17 protein-coding genes are annotated in these 21,770 nt (G+C 47.1%); 7 read left to right on the top strand and 10 right to left on the bottom strand.

Going from position 1 to position 21,770, the window contains the following annotated elements; all coding sequences use genetic code 11:
- The first annotated feature begins 111 nt into the window (after nt 1–111).
- The 7 genes from ahcY to trxA all read left to right on the top strand — a co-directional run bounded on the left by ahcY (nt 112) and on the right by trxA (nt 12,382).
- A complete protein-coding gene (ahcY, locus tag ACN0QW_RS10075) occupies nt 112–1,407 on the top strand; it encodes an adenosylhomocysteinase (RefSeq protein ID WP_417431119.1) in 1,296 nt (431 codons plus the stop codon).
- Between the two features lie 212 nt (nt 1,408–1,619).
- Entirely contained in the window at nt 1,620–4,076 is a 2,457-nt protein-coding gene (locus tag ACN0QW_RS10070; RefSeq protein WP_417431117.1) for an ATP-binding protein, read from the top strand.
- Nucleotides 4,073–4,564: a tRNA (adenosine(37)-N6)-threonylcarbamoyltransferase complex ATPase subunit type 1 TsaE gene (gene tsaE, locus ACN0QW_RS10065; protein WP_417431115.1), complete on the top strand. Its 492-nt coding sequence runs from the start codon at nt 4,073–4,075 to the stop codon at nt 4,562–4,564. Before ACN0QW_RS10070 ends, tsaE begins: the two co-directional genes overlap by 4 nt.
- An 88-nt stretch (nt 4,565–4,652) precedes the next feature.
- Nucleotides 4,653–5,378, top strand: coding sequence for a nucleotidyltransferase family protein (locus ACN0QW_RS10060; RefSeq protein ID WP_417431113.1), 726 nt, complete (start codon nt 4,653–4,655; stop codon nt 5,376–5,378).
- Nucleotides 5,378–8,482 carry a double-strand break repair protein AddB gene (addB, locus tag ACN0QW_RS10055; protein WP_417431111.1) on the top strand — a complete coding sequence of 1,035 codons (3,105 nt, stop codon included), beginning with the start codon at nt 5,378–5,380 and terminating at the stop codon, nt 8,480–8,482. The genes ACN0QW_RS10060 and addB overlap by 1 nt, the downstream gene beginning before the upstream one ends.
- Entirely contained in the window at nt 8,479–11,958 is a 3,480-nt protein-coding gene (gene addA, locus ACN0QW_RS10050; RefSeq protein ID WP_417431109.1) for a double-strand break repair helicase AddA, read from the top strand. The genes addB and addA overlap by 4 nt, the downstream gene beginning before the upstream one ends.
- A 100-nt stretch (nt 11,959–12,058) precedes the next feature.
- Entirely contained in the window at nt 12,059–12,382 is a 324-nt protein-coding gene (gene trxA / locus ACN0QW_RS10045) for a thioredoxin TrxA (RefSeq protein WP_299376103.1), read from the top strand.
- 151 nt (nt 12,383–12,533) lie between these two features.
- Here trxA and ACN0QW_RS10040 read toward each other — a convergent pair whose 3' ends face one another.
- The 10 genes from ACN0QW_RS10040 to pyrF form a co-directional block, all read right to left on the bottom strand.
- Nucleotides 12,534–12,728 (bottom strand): 2-hydroxymuconate tautomerase, encoded by a 195-nt coding sequence (locus ACN0QW_RS10040; protein ID WP_299376100.1) that lies wholly within the window; start codon nt 12,726–12,728, stop codon nt 12,534–12,536.
- A gap of 98 nt (nt 12,729–12,826) precedes the next feature.
- Complete coding sequence (locus tag ACN0QW_RS10035) at nt 12,827–14,116, bottom strand: bifunctional folylpolyglutamate synthase/dihydrofolate synthase (protein WP_417431106.1); 1,290 nt, start codon at nt 14,114–14,116, stop codon at nt 12,827–12,829.
- 58 nt (nt 14,117–14,174) lie between these two features.
- The gene (gene accD, locus ACN0QW_RS10030) at nt 14,175–15,101 is read right to left on the bottom strand and encodes an acetyl-CoA carboxylase, carboxyltransferase subunit beta (RefSeq protein WP_299376094.1); all 927 of its coding nucleotides are present in this window, start codon (nt 15,099–15,101) and stop codon (nt 14,175–14,177) included.
- A gap of 24 nt (nt 15,102–15,125) precedes the next feature.
- Nucleotides 15,126–15,956, bottom strand: coding sequence for a tryptophan synthase subunit alpha (gene trpA, locus ACN0QW_RS10025; RefSeq protein ID WP_417431104.1), 831 nt, complete (start codon nt 15,954–15,956; stop codon nt 15,126–15,128).
- Between the two features lie 12 nt (nt 15,957–15,968).
- A complete protein-coding gene (gene trpB / locus ACN0QW_RS10020; protein ID WP_417431102.1) occupies nt 15,969–17,180 on the bottom strand; it encodes a tryptophan synthase subunit beta in 1,212 nt (403 codons plus the stop codon).
- Nucleotides 17,181–17,267: 87 nt separating this feature from the next.
- Complete coding sequence (locus tag ACN0QW_RS10015; RefSeq protein WP_417431100.1) at nt 17,268–18,152, bottom strand: phosphatase PAP2 family protein; 885 nt, start codon at nt 18,150–18,152, stop codon at nt 17,268–17,270.
- An 11-nt stretch (nt 18,153–18,163) separates the two neighbouring features.
- A complete protein-coding gene (locus ACN0QW_RS10010; protein WP_417431098.1) occupies nt 18,164–18,811 on the bottom strand; it encodes a phosphoribosylanthranilate isomerase in 648 nt (215 codons plus the stop codon).
- 71 nt (nt 18,812–18,882) lie between these two features.
- Nucleotides 18,883–19,800, bottom strand: coding sequence for a hypothetical protein (locus ACN0QW_RS10005; protein WP_417431096.1), 918 nt, complete (start codon nt 19,798–19,800; stop codon nt 18,883–18,885).
- Between the two features lie 153 nt (nt 19,801–19,953).
- Nucleotides 19,954–20,802, bottom strand: coding sequence for a hypothetical protein (locus ACN0QW_RS10000; RefSeq protein ID WP_417431094.1), 849 nt, complete (start codon nt 20,800–20,802; stop codon nt 19,954–19,956).
- Nucleotides 20,803–20,837: 35 nt separating this feature from the next.
- Entirely contained in the window at nt 20,838–21,545 is a 708-nt protein-coding gene (gene pyrF / locus ACN0QW_RS09995; RefSeq protein ID WP_417431092.1) for an orotidine-5'-phosphate decarboxylase, read from the bottom strand.
- Between the last annotated feature and the right edge of the window lie 225 nt (nt 21,546–21,770).

Here is a 21,770-nt window from a genome sequence, read left to right as displayed (position 1 = left end):
GCTGAGTTTTTCGAAAATGGGTTGCAATACTTATTCAAGGCTGTTAATTTCCCTTCAAAATAAACACATAAAGATTTCTTTATGTTACTGCAATAAACGAAAGCCAAGTACATGACAGATTTTACTGATTATAAAGTTGCGGATATGTCCCTAGCTGATTGGGGCCGTAAAGAAATCACAATTGCTGAAACTGAAATGCCAGGTCTAATGGCGCTCCGTGAAGAATTTGGCAAAAGCAAACCACTAGCGGGTTCTCGAATCGCTGGTTGTTTGCATATGACAATTCAGACAGCTGTTTTGATCGAAACACTCACAGCCCTTGGTGCAGAGGTTCGTTGGTCTTCTTGTAACATTTTCTCTACCCAGGATCAGGCTGCGGCGGCTATTGCTGCAACGGGTGTTCCTGTTTTTGCCTGGAAAGGTGAGACCGAGGAAGAGTTCAACTGGTGTATCGAGCAGACAATTGAAGGTCCTGACGGCTGGAAGCCAAACCTCATCCTTGATGATGGCGGCGACCTGACTGTTATGGTTCACGATCATTTCCCAGAACTTCTGGACGATATTCGTGGTCTTTCTGAAGAAACGACAACAGGTGTTCACCGTCTGTATGAAATGGCCAAAAAAGGCACATTGAAAGTACCTGCAATCAACGTGAACGATTCAGTTACTAAATCCAAGTTCGATAACCTTTATGGCTGTCGCGAATCCCTCGTTGACGGCATCAAACGTGCAACAGACGTAATGGTTGCTGGTAAAGTTGCTGTTGTTGGTGGTTTCGGTGATGTTGGTAAAGGGTCCGCAGCTTCTCTTCGTACACAGGGTGCACGTGTTCTCGTAACCGAGATTGATCCAATTTGTGCGCTTCAGGCCGCAATGGAAGGTTACGAAGTGACAACAATGGAAGATGCAGCTCCTATCGGTGATATCTTTGTCACGACAACGGGTAACAAAGACATCATTACAATCGACCACATGCGTGAAATGAAAGATCGTGCAATCGTTTGTAACATTGGTCACTTTGATTCTGAAATCCAGATCGCTGCTCTTCGTAACTATCCTTGGCACAATGTGAAGGATCAGGTTGACGAAGTTGAATTCCCTGATGGTAAACGTCTGATTATTCTTGCCGAAGGTCGTCTTGTTAACCTTGGTTGTGCAACAGGCCACCCAAGCTTTGTGATGTCAGCATCTTTCACAAACCAGGTTCTTGCGCAGATCGAGCTATGGGAAAATTCAGCGAACTACGAGAACAAAGTTTATGTTCTTCCTAAAGCGCTGGATGAAAAAGTTGCAATACTTCACCTTGCGAAACTAGGTGTTAAGCTGACCAAACTGACACAAGAACAAGCTGATTATATTGACGTACCAGTAGAAGGTCCTTTCAAACAGGATCACTACCGTTACTAATTGCGTTATTAAGGTTAGATTGGCGAGCTTTTTCGCCATGACAGCTAGGAAACGTTGTCTTCAGGGGATGCAGATTAATTTCTGTGTCCCCTGATTGCGTTCAACACCTTGTTTTGACAGGGTAAACTTATTACACTTGATAAGGGTTTTCTGGCCGCTTCAAAAAATCCAACACAAAATATGGATTTTCTGCACTTATTGAGGGGAACGCAGTGTCGTCATTTTCGGCTTACCTGCCGGGTTTCTTTCTTACTCTAATTATCCTGCTTGGGTCGGGGTTAATTGTTTTTGCATATCGTCATCGCTGGCAGTTGCTTAAACAAAAACTTCACGATCTACAGATAAAATCGTCACTGGATCGTGCTGCTGTTCTGGCGGCGCCACTTGGGTGCGTCACCTATTCCCACCATGACAAAAAGACACGGGCCAGTGTTGGCGTTGTGCGTGAATTTGGTCTTGATAAAGGAGAGATTGATTTCAATGCAATCTCAATTGCTTTCCAGCGGGGAACAGGCGAAGCCAACACACTGACAGAGGCCTTTGATAACCTAAAAAATCAAGGCAAATCCTTTACTCTGACTCTGCGGTCGAAGGGTCGAACCTATCGTATAAATGGGCAGCGTATTGAGTCAGTGATAAGCAGCCCGCCGATTACAGACGTCGTCTGGTTTTCAGATATTAGTGATCTTGAAAGGCAGGCAAAAACAGCGGCGGAAGAATCACGCCATGTTTCTTCTTTGTTGGAAAATTTACCGATCCCCGTCTGGATGCGCGATGATAAGCTTGCGATTACCTATTGTAACACAGCCTACGCAAATGCTGTTGAAGCAGAACAAAAAGATATTGTTCAGAAAAATATAGAACTGGTTGATCGGTCAAAGGTTTCCCAAACTCACAGCCTTGCCCGTCAGGCGTTCGATAATGGTGAAATAGCTTGTGATAAGCATCATGCAATTATAGCGGGCGAAAGGCGACTTTTAGAATTTAGTGAAAGAAAGCTGGATGATAAAACGTTGTTGGGGTTTGCCGTTGATCAAACGGGTCTGGAGGAAGCTGAAAACAAGCTGGGGCGGCATATCAGTGCTCATGCTCAGGTTCTTGAAAATCTGGGCATAGCCATTTCAATATTTGGCCCTGATGAACGTCTGACCTTCTTTAATTCAGCCTATGCAACGTTGTTTAAATTGAATGAAGATTTCTTGAAATCGGAACCTCATTTAAGTGAAATTTTAGATACGATGCGTGAAAATCGCAGGTTGCCAGAATATGCGAATTTTCCTGAATTTAAACAACAGAGGCTCCGCGATTATCGCACGATGATCGAACCCGTTGAAGAGTTGTTGCACCTTACCGATGGAACAACGCTACGGTCTGTTGCAACCGCGCACCCTTTTGGTGGAGTGCTTGAAACGGTCGAAGACGTTACAGACCGTCTTGCTTTGGAACGGTCGTATAATACGCTTACGGCGGTACAACGTGAGACGTTAAACAAGTTATACGAAGCTGTTGTGGTGTATGGTGCTGACGGTCGTCTGAAGTTGTACAATCCAAATTTTGCCCAGCTCTGGAAGCTTCCCGAAGATTTCCTAAATAGCGAACCACATGTCAGGGACGTGGTTCAACAAAGTAGAAATCTGTTTGAAGTGCGGGATGAAGATTGGGACCGTCAGCTGGAAATGATGGTTGCGCGGGTCTGTGAACCCGAAGTAAGATCTGGACGTAAATTCCGCGCAGATGGTGTTGTTCTTGACTGGGCGCAAGTTATGCTGCCAGACGGGGCGACTCTGTTGACATTTCTTGATGTAACAGACTCCTTTACTGTAGAGCGCGCCCTTCTTGAGAAGAATGAAGCTTTGGAGACGGCGGATAAACTGAAAACAGAGTTTATCGCGAATGTTTCTTATGAACTGAGAACGCCGCTAAATGCGATTGTCGGCTTTGCTGAAATTCTGGAAAATCAATTCTTTGGTGAACTTAACAGCCGACAGAGAGAATATAGTCAGGCTATTGTTGAATCATCGCAACGACTTATGGCGTTAATCAATGATATTTTGGATTTGGCAACTATTGAAGCAGGTTATCTGCATCTCGACCTTGCTGAGGTTAAGGTCGAGCACATGCTGCAACACCTTCATACCATCGGGCACGAAAGAGCGCGTTATCGGAATATAGATGTGAATATAGTCTGTGATGACAATATTGGCTTTGTATTGGTAGATGAACGCCGCTTGACGCAAGCGCTATATAATCTGTTGTTGAATGCACTTAAATTTTCACCTGAAGGGGAAAGAGTTGATATCACCGCAAGCCGTGATCATGAACTGCGTATTTCAGTAAAAGACAATGGTGTTGGCATAAGCCAGGAAGATCAAGAAAGGGTCTTCCATAAATTTGAACGCGGTGAAGGACATGCAAAACAGGCGGGTGCAGGCCTTGGTCTGTCTCTTGTTAAAAGCCTTGTGGAGCTTCACGGTGGTTGGGTTGAAATTGAATCCGAAATAAATGAGGGAACCAGAGTAACCTGCCATATCCCATTGCTTGAAGATCCGGAAAAGCCGGGTGGAATTCGCAAAGTTGTTTCCGATACAATTAACGCAAATACCGAAAAACGGGAAGATGTTAAAGCAAGTGATAGCGATGAACCTCGGGAAGAGGAACAGATATTGTGACGGCAGAGAACCTGATTGGGGAAATCGCCTTTGCTGATGAAAATGAAACACGGCAATTTGCACACCGTCTGGCACCATTTCTAGAAGAGGGTGATGTTTTGGCACTTGAAGGGGACCTGGGTGCCGGTAAGACAGCATTTTCCCGCGCCTTGATTAATGCTTTTCCTGCAATGGATGGGATGGAGCAAATAGAGGAAGTTCCCAGTCCAACTTTTACCTTAGTTCAGATATATGAGCGGGCTGAGCGGCAGATTTGGCATTTTGATCTTTATCGGCTGGAAGACCCGGAAGAAGCCTATGAACTTGGTATAGAGGATGCTTTTGCCGAAGGCATTTCACTTATCGAATGGCCCGATAGACTAGGGTTTTTGATGCCGCGCGGATATTTACAGATAAAGCTCTCTTACGGGCAGGGGGAAACTGCAAGGTCATTGAAGCTTTTGGGTGATCTCAAATGGCGAGAACGATTAGCTCCTTTATTTTCTTAAGCTTGGCATCCTTTTAGATCTAGGATTTTCTTTAAGTGTGACTTGATCGACGATTGATCTGGTTGATAGGCAGGACATAGTAATCCCGATGATAATAAAAAATGCGATGATATTGGCGGCTGGTTTTGGCAAGCGGATGAGGCCGATAACAGAGACGATACCCAAACCCTTGGTGCCTGTTCTTGGGGTGCCAATGCTGGAAAGTATCATCGCGAAGTTGAGAATAGCAGGCATCGAGAAAATAGTCGTGAATGGCTTTTATTTGAAAGAGCAAATTCAAAGTTTTGTCGATGCCTATGGTGACCCGATGATTACTTTTTCTGAAGAGTATGAGATTCTTGAGACGGGGGGGGGTGTTACGCAGGCGCTTCCACTTTTGGGGAATGATCCCTTTGTTGTCGTGAACGGCGATGTTTGTTGGCTTGATGGTACTGATGCAGCAATCAAACGTCTTATGAATTTTTGGAATCCTGATGTGATGGATGCGTTGCTTCTGGTTCATCCAAAATCCAAGGCCTATGGATACGAAGGCGCGGGTGATTTCTTTTTGAAGAATGAAAAAAGATTATGTCGTCGAGGTGAAGCAATAACTGCGCCTTATGTATATGCAGGCATTCAAATTTTGCATCCAAAGCTTTTCGTTGATGCGCCTCAAGGGTCGTTTTCTCTCAACGAAATTTTTGACAGAGCTTTGGTATCTAATCGGTTATGCGGCTTAGAACATGACGGGGAATGGTTTCATGTTGGCACCCCCGAAGGTCTTCGTGAAGTAGAGGGGCTTTTACAAAACATGTTGTCAGCGGCATCCAGATAATGACTTTTGAACTTCCCTTTGAGGTAGAGCCCCCTGAGACGAGAGAAGCTGTGAAAGATGTATATTCTATCGCTTCGAATGCATCGTTTGTTGACGCATTAGCCAAGGGAATTTTAAAACGCTGGGGTGGTAACCCTTTGAAATTTTCCAAGGTAATGATTCTTTTACCGACAAGACGCGCTTGTCGAAGTTTGCAACAGGCTTTTTTACGGGCGTCTGATGGCAAAGCCATGATGCTACCAAGAATGTTGCCGTTGGGCGATTTAGACCCCGATGAGCTGTTGATGTCAGCCGCTGACGTGGCTATTGGTCAGGATCTTGATCTTCCACCTGTCCTGTCATCCTTAAGGCGTCAGTTGTTATTGAGTCAGCTGGTACTGAAATGGTCGGCGTCACAGGTCAAGGCAAATGGCGGGGATATTATCCCGGAAGATCAGGCGGTTCGTCTTGCCGGAGAACTCGGCCGTTTTCTGGATCAGGTACAAACTGAAGGCCTGAGCTTTACAGAATTATCCGATCTTGTACCGGAAGACTATGCTGTACATTGGCAGATCACATTAGAATTTTTGGAAATTCTAACAAAGATATGGCCGACAGTTGAAGAAGCAACTGGCGGTATTGGCCCTGCAGAAAGACGGCGGCGTCTTTTGGAAGGTCAGGCAGAATTTTGGCGACAACGCCCCCCCGATCACCCCCTCATTGTTGCTGGCTCAACAGGGTCCATTCCGGCGGCCGCTGATTTAATTGGCGTTATTTCCAAATGCCCGCAAGGTGTGGTGATTTTGCCGGGTGTTGACTTAACGGCAGACGATGATACCTGGCGTGAGTTTCTGAAAGATAGCTCGCACCCCCAAAATGGATTGGCGCGCCTCCTAAAACGTTTGGACATCCCAAGGTCTGATTTGCAGCCCTGGCCTTATGGTGCCGTTGTCGCTGATTCAGGTGAAATTGATTTGGGAAGGTCTGAGCTTAAAAGCAGAGCACCTGAAACGCGGGTTGATTTTGTGCATATGGCAATGCGTCCGGCACAGGCAACAACGCAATGGCAAAGATATATAAAACAGTCGGATATTTCGATATTCCAGAAATCTCTTGAAAAGGTGTCCCGACTGGATTGTCCCGGGCCGGGTGAAGAGGCTTTGGCCATTTCCCTTATTTTAAGATCGGTTCTGGAAACACCCGAAAAAACAGCTGCTTTGATTACACCGGACAGAGATCTCGCTCGCCGGGTTGCGGCAGAGATGGAACGCTGGTCGATTACAATCGACGATTCCGCAGGGTCTCCTTTACCCGAAGCTGCCCCGGCAGTTTTTTTGCGGCTAACAGCCGAAATGATGGTGTCTGGGCTGTCGCCGATTTCTTTCCTATCGGCAATGAAACATCCGCTTTGTGCCGCTGGAATGCAGATTGGTGTTTTTAAACGTATTATTCGCCAGTTAGAGATCACGGTGCTGCGTGGGGTTCGACCTGCATCGGGACTTGAAGGGCTAATGGCAGCCCTTGGAGACGATGTTGAAGACAGTCATGAAATTCAAGGTCTGCTACAACGTCTTATCACGGCGGGGCAGGTTTTTGATGATAATATTCGGGGGGGCACACAATCTTTTCGCGCCTTACTTGATTCTCATATTGAGTTTGCCGAATTTCTGGCTTCTACAGATGAGCAAAGCGGGGCAGAGAGGCTTTGGGCCGGGGATGATGGTAGCGCAACAGCAGAGTTTGTTGCTGATTTACGAGAAGCCGCAGGTGATGCCCCTGATGTATCTCCACGCCGATATCCTGAATTAATTGCAGCTCTTATGGTGGGGCGCGCTGTGCGTGCGCCTTTTGGGGCGCATCCAAGGTTGAGTATTCTTGGGACAATTGAAGCTCGTTTGCAGCATGCTGATGTGGTTATTCTTGGCGGTTTGAACGAGGGTAGTTGGCCGGCAGAGGCAAAACCCGGTCCATGGATGAGCCGTCCGATGAGACGGGATTTTGGGCTGCCGCAACCTGAGCAGCAGGTCGGATTATCTGCGCAGGATTTTGTTCAGGCTTTTTGTGCACCAGAAGTATTCTTAACCCGATCAGAAAAGGTAGAGGGAGCACCAACGGTTCCCTCGCGCTGGTTGCTTCGTATTGAAGCTTTGTTGGAAGGAAAAGGCCTGCGGGGATTTTTACAGAAGGATGCCAGGAAGTGGCTAGGTTGGGCTGAGGCAATGGATTTGCCGGAAACGCGCATTCAGATAAAAGCACCGGCACCGACACCGCCAGTTTCTGCGCGCCCCCGAAACCTGTCAGTGACCCGCATTGAAACGTGGATGCGGGATCCTTACGCACTCTACGCGCAAAAGATACTAAAACTTCGCAAGCTTGATCCGCTGGATGCAGATCCATCCGGGGCAGACAAGGGCAGTTTGATCCATGAAGCACTTGAAAAATTTCTCAAGCAATATCCGGATGCCTTACCTGATGATGCTGAGCAGCAGCTTCTGGTTATTGGGGAAGACGTTTTTGCTGCGGTTAAAGACCGCCCGGGTATCTGGTCTTTCTGGTGGCCGCGGTTTCAACGCATTGCCAAGTGGTTTGTGGAACAGGAAAACCTGCGCCGTAAATTGGTTTCTAAATCCCATGTTGAGGTCACAGGTAAGCTTGTTCTGAATGGACCTGCCGGGGACTTTATCTTGACGGCCAAGGCAGATCGTATCGATGAATTGGCAACAGGTGGTTTGGCGATACTCGATTATAAAACAGGCACTGTTCCGAGTGCCAAGAATGTTCTACAGGGAATTTCTCCGCAGCTGCCGTTAGAGGCGGCTATTGCGATCGAAGGCGGATTTGGCATCCTGCCGGATGACGTTAAAGAATTGCTTTATTGGCGGTTAACGGGTGGTGATCCGGCGGGTGAGAATAAAAATGCGCTGGGTCAGCGCAGTGCAAAAGAAGGTGTTGGACAGATCGCAAAAATTGCCATCGAAGGTTTGCAAGATCTGATTGCTGAATTTGATTATCAGGAAACGCCGTACGCAGCGCGGCCCAGACCGAACCAAGCTCTTGTCTATAATGATTTTGAGCATCTGGCGCGTATTAAGGAGTGGTCTACAGGTGGGGGGGGTGATCTATGACGCTAAGCATTGATGATATCCTCCGGCAAGCAACCAATGAGCAAAGACAGGCGGCAGATCCAACCACATCTGTTTGGGTGGGTGCCTCTGCGGGGGCAGGTAAGACAAAGGTTCTGACCGATCGTATCCTCAATCTATTGTTGAGTGGATCAGAGCCGGGAAAAATTCTGGCGCTGACCTTTACCAAAGCGGCAGCCGCTGAGATGGCAAACCGTCTGTCTGACAAGCTGGCAGGCTGGTCCACTATTCCTGAAGATGATCTTGTCAAAGAGCTTGAAAAGCTGTTTGGTCGAAGTGCGACGCAGGATGAATTGCAGACAGCACGGCGACTGTTTGCGCGCGTTCTGGATACGCCCGGCGGTATGAAGATTCAGACAATTCATGCTTTTTGCCAATCATTGTTGGGACGATTTCCTCTGGAAGCAGGAGTTGCACCGAATTTTCAAATTCTTGATGATCGTTCTGCAGAAGAACTTTTGTTCAGGTCCCGTGAAGATGTTCTCTCTGGCCGTGGAGGACTGAGTGAGCAGGCTGTTACTGATGCATTGGAATGCATCACGGCCTATACTCAGGAACAATCATTTGGATCGCTTGTACAGGAAATTATCCGAGAGCGTGGGCGAATTTCAGACCTTCTGGATCTGTACGGCGATCAGCTAGGTCTTAAGAAGACGATCTACAAAACTCTTGGTGTTGATCCAGACAGTAATGCAACAGATCTCTTAAGCTCAGCGTGTGACGATGGGGCTTTCAACACGATACAGCTTTCACATGCGGCGGATGCTCTTTTGCAAGGCGCAAAATCTGATCAAGAACGTGGGCATCTCCTTAAAAAATGGATTGAGAGTCCATCAGACGCAAGGCAAGAAAAATACAGCGATTACCGGACGATCTTTTTCACACAAGCTGGAAGCATCAAAAGTCGATTAGCAACAAAAGGGGCCTTATCCGTTCTGCCACAACTGCCGGATATCTTGATGGATGAAGCCGAACGTCTGATTCGGTTGAACGAGAAGCTCAATGCAATTGGTGTTGCGAAAGCGACATCGTCGCTGCTTGACTTGGGCATTGCTATTTTATCACGGTACGAGCGCTATAAGGAAACCCGTGCCTTTCTGGATTACGATGATCTTATTCTGAAAACACGGGACCTTTTAAAAGGGGAACGGGCTGTTGCCTGGGTGCTCTTTAAGCTCGATGGTGGCATAGATCATGTCTTGATTGATGAGGCACAGGATACCAATCCGGAACAGTGGGAAGTTGTCGCTGCACTTTGTAATGAGTTTTTTGATGGCGAGGGGGCAAGAGAAGACATCAGAACTATCTTTGCTGTGGGGGATGTGAAACAATCCATCTATTCTTTTCAACGAGCTGATCCAGCCAAGTTCGAGCAAATGCGCGAACATTTCGAGAAACGCGTCAAGATCGCCCGTCAAAAGTGGCAACGTATTAGTCTGGATGTATCTTTTCGTTCGACACCGTCGGTACTTTCAACTGTTGATCAGGTTTTTTCTTATCCCTCGGCAGCAGATGGCGTTTCTTTTCATGAAGATCTTCTAAAACATCAACCAGTTCGGTTGGGGCAAGCTGGGCGTGTCGAGCTTTGGCCGTTGATGGTAAGTGAGGGGGGGGCTGAAGATACGCCTTGGACTCTACCGTTAGCACAAGAAGCTGAAATGGAATCCCGGGCACGATTGGCAACTGTGTTGGCGCGACGTATCCATTACTGGACCCTTGCCGAAGCTGGAATTGATGATCCGGTCTGTCAGTTACCATCACAGGGCAGGCGTATCGACCCCGGTGATATTCTTATCTTGGTTCGCCGTCGTAATGCTTTTGTTGAAGAACTGGTGCGCGAACTCAAAACTTTGGCTGTGCCTGTTTCTGGGGTGGACCGGATGGTGCTGACCGATCAAATGGCGGTGATGGATCTTGTCGCGTTGGGGCGCTTTTTGTTATTACCCGAAGATGATTTGACGCTGGCTACAGTTTTGAAGGGACCGTTGCTTGGGTTGGATGACGATCAGCTTTTTGATTTGGCGTATAATCGCAAAGGAAGCTTGTGGTCCCGATTGCGGGATAGAGCGAAATCGGATGATATCTTTGCCCGTGCTTCTGGGTTTTTGAATGGCTTGCTGGCCCGTGCCGACTATACGCCGCCTTTTGAACTATTCTCTCATATTCTTGGTTCTTTGGGCGGACGGAAAATGCTCTTGTCCAGACTGGGGCCTGATGCGCGTGATCCTATCGAAGAATTCCTTTCTCTTGCACTTGCCTATGAACGGGAAGAAACGCCCTCGCTAGAGGGCTTCTTGCATTGGCTGGAAGTTGGTGATCAGGAAATCAAACGTGACCTTGAACAGGGGGGGGGTGCGGTACGTATCATGACCGTGCACGGGTCAAAAGGTCTTCAGGCGCCTGTGGTTATTTTACCGGATACAACACAGATACCACAGGCTGATCGGGGTGTTGTGTGGTTGAAAGAGCAGGGTAATCTTCCTGTATGGTCACCACGAACGGCGATGAATACAGAAATCATTTCTTCTGCGCGAGATCAGCTTCGCAAGGATGGCTTGCGGGAATACCGGCGACTTTTATACGTGGCTTTAACCCGTGCCGAGGATCGTTTGATTATTTGTGGCTGGACGGGCGCGCGTGAACCGTCTGAGGATAGCTGGTATGCCTTGGCGCAAGCGGCTCTGAATGAACATGGCGAAGAGGTCGAGTTTTCTTTTCCCGAAGATCCAGCTGGCATGTGGGACGCAATGGGCCGTGTTCAGGAGAATACGCAGGAAGTTCAGATTCAAGCGGGTAAAGAAGAAGCGGTTGTTGATCATTTTGATGGAAGCTTACCGTTATGGGCGTTTGTCGATCCGGATCAGGAACCAGTTCCACCAAGACCTCTCGCCCCATCCAGAGCAAAAGATGATGAACCGCCTGTAAGATCGCCTCTGGGACAAGACGATGGCTCACGGTTCAAGCGAGGGCGGATCATCCATCGTCTTTTACAAACACTGCCGGATTTACCTAAAGAAAAATGGGAATTGTCGGGGCGGCGATATCTGGAATCGCCATTACATGAATTAGATTCTGATCAGGTCACTACGTTATTGACGGAAACATTGTCTGTCCTCAATCATCCGGATTATCAGGACATTTTTGGCGAAGGAAGCCGGGCAGAAGTCCCTGTTGTGGGGTTGGTTCATCGCGATGGGGATGTTGAAGTTATTTCCGGGCAGGTGGACCGATTAATCATAACGGACAATAAAGTAAAAATTATCGACTATAAAACCAATCGCCCACCGCCTAAAAAAATCGAAAATGTTCACCGCTCTTATCTGCGTCAAATGGCGGCGTATCGTACAGTTTTGAGGCAAATTTACCCGGATTATCAAATAGAAGCACACCTTCTTTGGACCGACGAAGCCCGGTTGATGCACTTGCCGGATAACATTCTTGTTGAATATGAACCTTGACGCAGGGGGACCTGCATCCCTACATTCATGCTGACGATGTGATGGGAAAGACGTATTACGTTCTTTTCATCGCACACAAACAAATGGCAAGAGGTATACTATGTCAACGATCGCAATCAGCGATGATTCTTTTGAAGCCGACGTTCTTAAAGCGGATGTCCCTGTTCTCGTGGATTTCTGGGCTGAATGGTGTGGTCCTTGTAAAATGATCGCGCCTGCTCTGGATGAAATCGCGGCAGAAATGGGCGGCTCTCTTACTATTGCCAAGCTAAATATTGACGAAAATTCAATGACTCCACAGCAATATGGTGTTCGCGGTATTCCAACATTACTTCTTTTCAAAGATGGTGAAATCGTTGCGCAAAAAGTGGGGGCAATTGCCAAAGGTCAATTAAAAGAGTGGATTACATCTTCTCTTGCATAAGACGAAACCGCGTATTTGACGTTTTGTCTCAAGATAAAAGCCCTGCATTTTGCGGGGCTTTTGTGTGGGGAATTACTGAAATACAAACAGGCACACAAGTGGTGCGTTATCTTGATTATCTCGTTCCAGTAAGGCGCAAGCGGGATGAAAATTAGTGGTGCACTTTATCGGTGTGGAGAATACCCCCAGCACCCCAGTTTTCTTTATGGACATCGTCGATAACGACATACACCGCTTCGGTATTGCAGCCTGTGATTCGGGCCGTTTCTTCGGTCAGCGTTTTGACCAGAGCACGTTTTTGCTCAAGCGAACGACCTTGGAACATTTCCACACGTATGATTGGCATGGTTTCGTCCTCTTTCTAGATAGAATCAGAATAGAGGGTTTTAACCAAAAAAGCTAGGCTTAGTCTTGGGCTAAGGGTCGCGTTAACTCGGCTTCTGACTAATGGCTTTCCGCGAGGATATGTCCCGCTAGATAGAGAGAGCCACAGATCAGAATGCGTCCGGGTTCTTCTTGGGCAAGAATCTCTTCAACGGCCTGTTGTGCAGAGGCGCAGGGCTTGGCATCAAAACCGGCTTCAACAGCATGGGCGGCAGCATCTTCAGCACTCAGAGAAGCGGCTTCAAAAGGGATTTCCATTGCACGTAGGCTGGACCCAAGCGGAGCTAGGGGGCGCAGATAATCTGTGGCAGCTTTAGTGTTGAGCATGCCGTAAATTATATGAACTGGTTTGTCTTGCCATGTCTTGAGAATTTTTGCCAAAGCAAGTCCGGCAGATTCGTTGTGACCACCATCGAGCCAAAGCTCAGAGTCACTAGGAAGAAGATCGGGCAATAGCCCCTTGGTCAACTTCTGCATACGACCAGGCCAATATGCTTGGGTCAGGCCCTGTTGGATTTTATCTTTTTTGAGATCAAATGAGCTTGTCAGAATATCGGTGGCCGCAACGGCCAAAGCGGCATTCTCAACTTGATGTTCTCCCAGAAGGTTGGGGTTTGGATAGTGTGCCTCCCCATGACGTCCTTTAAAGACGAAACCTTTTGCATCAGGGATCAGAACCCAATCTTCACCTTCGATATAGAGCTCAGCACTTATTTCTTTGGCGCGAGCTTTTATGACGTCGAGGGCGGCTTTTGGTTGTTTGCCAACCACACAGGGAATCCCGGATTTGAGAATGCCAGCTTTTTCAGCGGCGATCTCTTCGATGGTTTCCCCCAGGAACTGGGTGTGATCTACGGAAATAGGAGTGATGGCTGTGAGAGTGGGTTGCGCGATCATGTTAGTGGCATCGAGACGACCACCCAGCCCTGTTTCAAGCAAGAGAGCATCCGCTTTGTGACGACTGTAAGCAAGGAATGCTGCAACGGTTGTGACTTCAAAAAAAGTTATGGAATCCGGGCCGTTTACCTTTTCACATTCTTCAAGTAGCGAGACCAACTCATCTTCGGAAATCAATTCCCCTGCCAGCCTGATCCGTTCGTGGAACTTTACCAGATGGGGAGAAGTGTAGAGATGAACACCCTTGTCGTGTGCTTCCAGAATTGCCCTGAGATAGGCAAGGAATGACCCTTTGCCATTGGTGCCGGCGACATGAATGACCGGAGGTAACTTTTCCTCTGGGTGATCAAGTAAACCCAATAAACGCTCTACACGGCTGAGAGACAGGTCGATAATTTTGGGATGCAAGAGGCTAAGACGCTCTAAGACGATATCACTCCGGCGCATGGTCATATCTCTACCTGATAGAAGTTTGTGGCTTGGTGTTTCTTACCAAAGGGACGGACCCGGCTTATTCAGCCGGGTCGTTCTGTTCTTTGATTTCTTCCTTTGGCTCTTCAGTGCCTTTGAGCGGCAAAATTTCTGCCGAAGGACCTTTTTGAGTCAAAAGATTGAAGACCCGAATAAGTGTCTCGCGTAGATCGTGGCGATGAACCACCATATCGACCATGCCATGTTCTAAAAGATACTCGGCAGTCTGGAAACCTTCCGGTAGTTTTTCACGGATGGTTTCTTCGATCACACGTTTTCCGGCAAAACCGATATTGGCCTGAGGCTCGGCAATGGCGATATCCCCAAGCATGGCAAACGAGGCAGAAACACCACCCGTGGTCGGGTCTGTTAACAGAACCACATAAGGAAGTCCGGCATCCTTGACCATATCAACCGCGATGATTGAACGCGGCATCTGCATCAGCGAGAGAATGCCTTCTTGCATTCGAGCGCCACCAGATGCGGGGATCACTAGCAAAGGTGCTTCTTGAAGAACCGCTAGTTTCGCGGCTGTCAGAAGTCCTTCACCAACAGCTGTTCCCATAGAACCGCCCATGTACGAAAAGTTAAAGACGGCGACAACTGTTTGCATACCGCCCATTGTTCCGCGGGCAACAAGAATGGCCTCTTTGTCTTCATTCTTGGCATTGGCATCTTTGATACGGTCCGTGTATCTTTTCAGATCTTTGAATTTTAGCGGGTCAGTAAGAGTCTTTGGTAACTCTACGAGAGTGTAGTCGCCATCATCAAAAAGAGTCTCAAGGCGTTTTCTCGCAGAGATCCGCATGTGATGCCCGCTATAGGGACAGACCCAGAGGTTCTTTTCCAATTCCTTTTTGAAAATCATCTGGCCTGTGGCAGGTGATTTTACCCATAGATCATCTGGCGTGTCTTTCTGTACCAGCGCACGGATCTTTGGGCGGACGTAGTTGGAAATCCAGTTCATGCTTTCTGCCTTACTTGTTTCAATTTAAGTACGGGATCCACGTACACCATCTGCCAGCGTACGTACGTATTCCAATACGGCTTGGCTGAGGCCAAGTTTCGCCTGGTTATCATCATCCAAGTTTTCTCTTAATTTATCGATAATTGAAGATCCGACCACCGCGGCATCCGCAACTGTTGCCACCTTAGCGGCTTGTTCGGGGGTCCGAATACCAAAGCCAACGGCAACAGGTAAATCTGTTTCGGCTTTCAGGCGCGCTACTGCGTCATGGATTGCACTGTCAGACGCGGCGGCAGTACCTGTAATGCCAAGGATGGATACGTAATATACAAAACCACTCGTATTGTTAAGTACTTTCGGTAATCTGCCACCAACTGTGGTTGGGGTTGTCAGTCGGATGAAGTGTAAGCCCTGTTCCAATGTAGGAATGCAGAATTCATCATCATGTTCCGGAGGCAGATCAACAATGATGAAGCCGTCAACACCAGCTTCTTTTGCATCGACCAAGAATTTATCTACGCCATAGATGTAGATCGGGTTGTAATATCCCATCAGGATAATTGGCGTATCCTGGTTGTCTTGTCTAAAGGCACGCACGAGGTCGAGTGTTTTGCTCAGTGTCATGCCATTGCGCAATGCACGTAAGCTAGAGGCCTGAATTGCAGGGCCATCAGCCATTGGGTCGGAAAATGGCATGCCGAGTTCGATGACATCTGCACCAGCTTTGGGTAATCCTTTGACAAGCTCTAGGCTGGTTTCAAAATCGGGATCACCTGCGGTTACAAAAGTAACAAGGCCACCTCTGCCTTCTTCTTTCAGGTCAGCGAAACGCTTTTCAAGTCTTGTTTGGCTCATGATATCTTCCCCCTAAATCTCTACGCCGAGTGCTTCGGCAACAGTAAAGATATCTTTATCGCCGCGACCACAAAGGTTCATGAGGATGATTTTATCTTTGCCCATGTCCGGAGCAATCTTGGTCACATGCGCCAATGCGTGTGCTGGTTCAAGTGCGGGGATGATCCCCTCGACCTTTGACAGCATCTGAAAGGCTTCCAATGCTTCGGTATCTGAGGCGGATGCGTAATTTACACGACCAATGTCATGTAGCCATGAATGCTCTGGCCCAATGCCCGGATAGTCTAGGCCAGCAGAGATAGAGTGCGCATCTTGGATCTGCCCATCATCATCCTGCAACAGGAACGTCCGGTTTCCATGAAGAACACCGGGTTTGCCGCCTGTTAGTGATGCGGCGTGTTTATCGGTTTTTACACCGAAACCAGCGGCTTCTACACCTGTAATCGCGACATTTTTGTCATCCAGGAAAGGATGGAACAGGCCAATTGCGTTCGAGCCACCACCTATACAGGCGACGAGTTGGTCAGGTAAACGACCTTCGGCTTCTAGCATTTGTTCTTTTGCTTCGCGGCCAATAATGGATTGGAAATCACGAACCATGACCGGATAGGGATGTGGGCCAGCGGCGGTGCCGATGATATAAAATGTTTCTTCGACATTGGTTACCCAATCGCGGAGCGCATCGTTCATGGCATCTTTCAGAGTACCCGTACCGCTTTCAACGCCGATAACCTCGGCCCCTAACAATTTCATGCGAAAGACGTTTGGTGCCTGTCGTGCGATATCAGTCGCGCCCATGTAAACAACGCAGGGCAGATTAAAAAGGGCACAGAACGTTGCTGTGGCAACACCATGCTGTCCGGCGCCAGTTTCCGCGATAATACGTTTTTTACCCATACGTCTGGCCAGAAGAATCTGTCCGAGTACGTTGTTTGCTTTGTGCGATCCTGTGTGGTTCAGCTCATCGCGTTTGAAGTAAATTTTTGCGCCACCGAGTTCGCGTGTCAGGCGTTCTGCAAAATAAAGCGGGCTTGGGCGGCCAACGTAATGTTTGGCGTAATAGTCATAATCTTTTTGAAACGAAGGATCAGCCTTGGCTGCATCGTAGGCTTTTTCGACTTCGAGAATAAGAGGCATCAATGTTTCAGCGACATAGCGACCGCCAAAAATACCAAAATGTCCACGCTCGTCAGGGCCGTTCATATAAGAATTAGGTGTTGTCATATCTACTCTGCAACCTTATCGGATCTCTATGATCTATCTTGGGCGGACTTTGCCTGAAAAGCCACCATCCTGCAAGGGATCCGATACTTAGATCTTTAATATCTTGAAAAGAAAAGGTGCTCCATAACTGGACCATAATCCGGCAAGGGTACCAACGACGAAGGTGACAATCAAAATAAGCTCTATTTCTTTGCCGGGTGCAACGTCGAGCAATAGCGCCAAGGGAGGTAGCCCAAGCAAAGGTCGCAAGGCAAGCTTGAGCTTGTTTTCAGGTTTTGGTGGGTATTTCCCATCCAAAAATGCAAGACCCAGAAGCCAGCCGAACAAAAGGCCAGGCACAATAATGATGTTGTCGGCTTTGACAGGGCGCAGAGGATGTCCTGCGTTTTCGACCCAAATTGCAGGAACAATTTGCTGTCCGGCATTGGACGCTGACCATAGACCGACACCCATTAAAACGGCGCAAAAAGCGAAAGAACCCGATACGCGGATGATCAAGGTGCTTTTTTGCCACCATTGAGAGACAGGTTTTTCCAACAAAAAAATAGCAATGAGGAGGAAAACACCAATGATCCAGCCTGTAAGCACCTGTTCCGTGCTGTGAACATTACCGGTGATCCTTGTCCAACCTGTGAGTATCACGATAACAGCCGCCAGGAAATAAGCCCAACGTCGCCTCGAAGATTTAGCGAGGATACCGTAAAACAGTGGTGGCGTTTGTGCGTGCCCAGAAGGCATCCCGTAAGATGTGCTTTTCTCTATCGCAACAAGATCAGGATTCAACCAATAGGGACGTGGTTGCGCAAAAGTCATTTTAAGGGTCTGTTGCACAGAGCTTGATAGGCAGAGGGCAAACCACAAGCGCGTCCCTAATCTAGGGCAGATAATCCAATAGATGCAGACTGTCGCAGCAATAAGAAACTGTATCTCACCAAAGTGAGTCAGAAATACAAGAACAGAATCAGGCATCATGTCTTCTGGTATCACGTATTGTGGGCTTTGGATGTAAAGGCGTGAATTTTATCAATTGATTTCAGACCGGGCTTGTCTTCAACACCGGAAGAGACATCAACAGCGGGTGCGCCGGAAATACGAATAGCATCCTGCACATTGTCACAATTCAAGCCGCCCGCTAGCATCCATGGGCGTTTCCAGATTTTCCCGGCAAGTAAGCGCCAGTCAAAGGAAATTGCATTACCGCCGGGGAGTGCATTTTTTAGATCTTTTGGTGGTTTGGCATCAAATAGTAGGCGATCAGAGACCTCTTCAAAAACAGGTACTGTTTCAAAATCCTTTTGTTCTGAAACCTTGATGACTTTCATTACTTCAAGGCCAAAGTTACGTTTGATCTCGGCAACGCGTTCTGGCGTTTCTCCACCATGGAGTTGCAAGATATCCAAAGACGCTTGTTTTGTTATCTGGTGAATATCATCGTCACTGGGGTTAACCAGTAGGCCAACTTTTTGTGTGCCGGGCTTTACCTGTTTTGTAAGAGCAGCAGCCTGTTCGACAGAAACATGACGCGGGCTTCTTGGGAAAAAAACAAAACCAAGATATTCGGCACCAGCTTCCTGTGCTGCGTTCAGAGCTTCGTTACTGTTTATTCCACAAATTTTAACTTCTGTTCCCACTGTACGGCCTGTCTCATTCAGTTTTGTTCCTGCCCAAATATTTATAACATCCGGGCAGGAAAGCAAAAGCTTTAGGAGAAACGATCAACAAGTTTGTTATCGTCGATCCATCCTGCATTTTTTTTGAAGCAATAGTAATGCAGGTTAATAAATGGAATGTATGAGATCATGCTTATGATCAATATGATAAAATAAGCTGGGATAACAAGAAGTAGAGTGGATATCGACATTAGGCCTGCTAATGATTGTGAAAGGTCAGAAGCTCCTCCGATAAGAAGGGATGAAGCTCCACCAAAAATAGTGAAAAATACCCCGATTACAAAAATCAGAGCAATCTGCATTATCACAAAAAGAATCGATAGGATAATAAACGACACAAGTAGTGAAAGCCATTGTCCTTTGGTATCTGTCCAGCTTTTAAAAAAGCTATAGGGTTGGTCCAGTGCAGCCGCTGGAAAGACATAGGATAGTCTTAGGGCAACGACGAAAATTAGAAAAATTGCTATAATTAATGCTATGGCTGATAGCATTTCTGATGCAGAAAACGCGAATGTAATTAAACCTACGGCAATAGCGATTGCAATATTCATTACAATGTAGAGTAGAAAGCTTTTGCCAAAAATAACAAAATGCCTTTTTTTAAGGTTAAACACGAATGTTTCAGAAATAGATGCATTTCCTGTATTTAGAAAACGGATCCATGCGGTAAAATATTGTATGGGAATTAATGTTACGAGAACTGCGATTCCAATTGTTACTATTGAATACATTACAGGTAAATCCGGTGACGGGTTAGCCTGAATATCTAATATTAATTGAACTACAAAGAAAAAAAGCACGACAGCGATTATCAGAATTGAAATCACTGGCATAATCGCTAGTTTGAATGCTGTCGCCAGATTTGAAAACAGTAATGAAAAGGCCGTGCTGATTCCCTCTCCAATGGCGATAGAGTTATCTGTTTGATCTACTTCTGTCTGAGTTGTCACTTTATATCCCCCTTAAATTACTCTTTAGCTAGATGTCTAGTAGAAGAAGGGGGATAATATTCAACGTATAAGGAGTGTGGCAATGGCAAAGTGTATTTATTTGAGGTAAATACACTCGAAGTAAAATGCCAATTTATTTTGCTTGTGGCTCCCTTAGCCATCTATCGTTTCTTCGGGTTGTTCAGGCACCCAGCCTGTACAGCCTTTGAAGACGATAGAAAGCATTGAGATCACAGCGGCAGTTGGCAGATAAGTCACAAAAAGAATGATGAGTTGTAAAAAGAAAAAAGCAGGCCCGTTACTTTGGACAAAACTCAAGATATTAAAATTAGCGGCTTCTTCCGGGGTTGTTGGCATACCAGTAAAGAAGCTTCCGAAAGCGAACATAGCAATTAAAAGCATGAGTATGCCAAAGGGGATCGTCAGTATCAGGAATGCTGCAACAATGCGCCAACCTTGATTGTTCGTGTGCTTCCAGCTGTCGTTAAGGGTGTATTTTTCGCCGACAGCAGTGGCGGGTAGAATGAATGACAATCTTGCAACCACATAAATCATAGCGATCATTAGTCCCAAAAATAATAATGGGACAAGGGATGGAATTGCAGCGCCAATGGTCAATACGGGCAAGCTGCCAATCATACTCATGCCATAAAAGATGGCGAGCAGGATTATTATTTTCAGAAGAAATTGCCAATGAACTCTGTTCCAGCTTGTGATTGAAGTGGATTCAGGCGCTTGTAAGTTCATTAGTGTACGACGATGCCAGGCAACAGCAAATAGTGTGTGTGGAACATAGGCGAGTATACTTAGTATCCAACTTGATAGGGCATTCCCCAAAGATGGAATAGACAGGGCTGAAATAAGTGCGGATAGCAAGAACGGAAACAAAGCCATTTGTACCAGCGCGGGTAAATTCCCCATAACCGTTTTGATGGCAAGGCCGCTAACGGTTTTAACCGGAATGTCATGAACGGCTTGTTCTGGAGGAATCTGGGATACCATGCTGTCTTTCCCGGCTTTGTTTCCGGCCTTCTAATTCAGTTTAGTTCTTCAACGATTCTGCGGGCGGCTGCAACGGGGTCTTCTGCGTCAGTGATCGGACGACCAATGACGAGGTAATCCGCACCAGCTTCAATGGCGTCGCTCGGTGTCATGATCCGTTTTTGATCGCCTGCACTTGCCCATGTAGGACGTATGCCGGGAACGACAAGCTTAAAATCAGGGCCACAGACTTCTCGCAGCAATTTAATCTCTTGTGATGAGCAGACGACGCCGTCAAGACCACTTTTTTTTGCGAGCAGGGCAAGGCGTTTGACCTGTTCCGCTGCCGGGCCTTGTTGGCCGACATCTGACAAATCGGTATCATCCATACTTGTGAGAACCGTAACCGCCAATACGATCGGGCGCGGAATGCCAAGATCTTCGGATGTTTCGCGTGCTGCTTCTGCTGCAGCTTGCATCATCGCTTTGCCACCTGAGGCGTGAACATTCACCATAAAGGGCCGCATGTGCAGGGAAGACCGGATCGCACCGGCAACAGTATTGGGAATGTCGTGAAATTTCAGGTCGACAAAAAGAGGTTCGCCACCAACGGCTCCTCTGACGGCATTTGGCCCTTGAGCGGTGAATAACTCTTTGCCGATTTTGATGCCGCCGACTTCACCAGAGAGTGCTTTTGCCAGCTCTGTTGCTTTATTGATATCAGGGGTGTCAATGGCAACAAAGATACGTTCTTTCGGGGTCATGTTCCGATCTCCAGTAAAGGTTGTTAATCGGAACCCATACCTAACAGAGGTAATAGCATTGGTCACCTCTTATTTCTTGTAAGAGAGTTATAAATAGAAGAAGAAGCTAATTCGATATGGTTTTGCGTAATTAGCGCTTATAAAACTAAGGCCAAAACCTTTGGTTCAGAGCGTTGATAGTAATATATATTCAAAATAATTATGTTTTATTTCAGTGCTTTGCCA

Origin of the sequence: Kiloniella sp. (genome assembly GCF_048259265.1) — a bacterium.
GTDB lineage: Bacteria > Pseudomonadota > Alphaproteobacteria > Kiloniellales > Kiloniellaceae > Kiloniella.
This window is presented reverse-complemented; position numbering and strand designations above follow the sequence as displayed.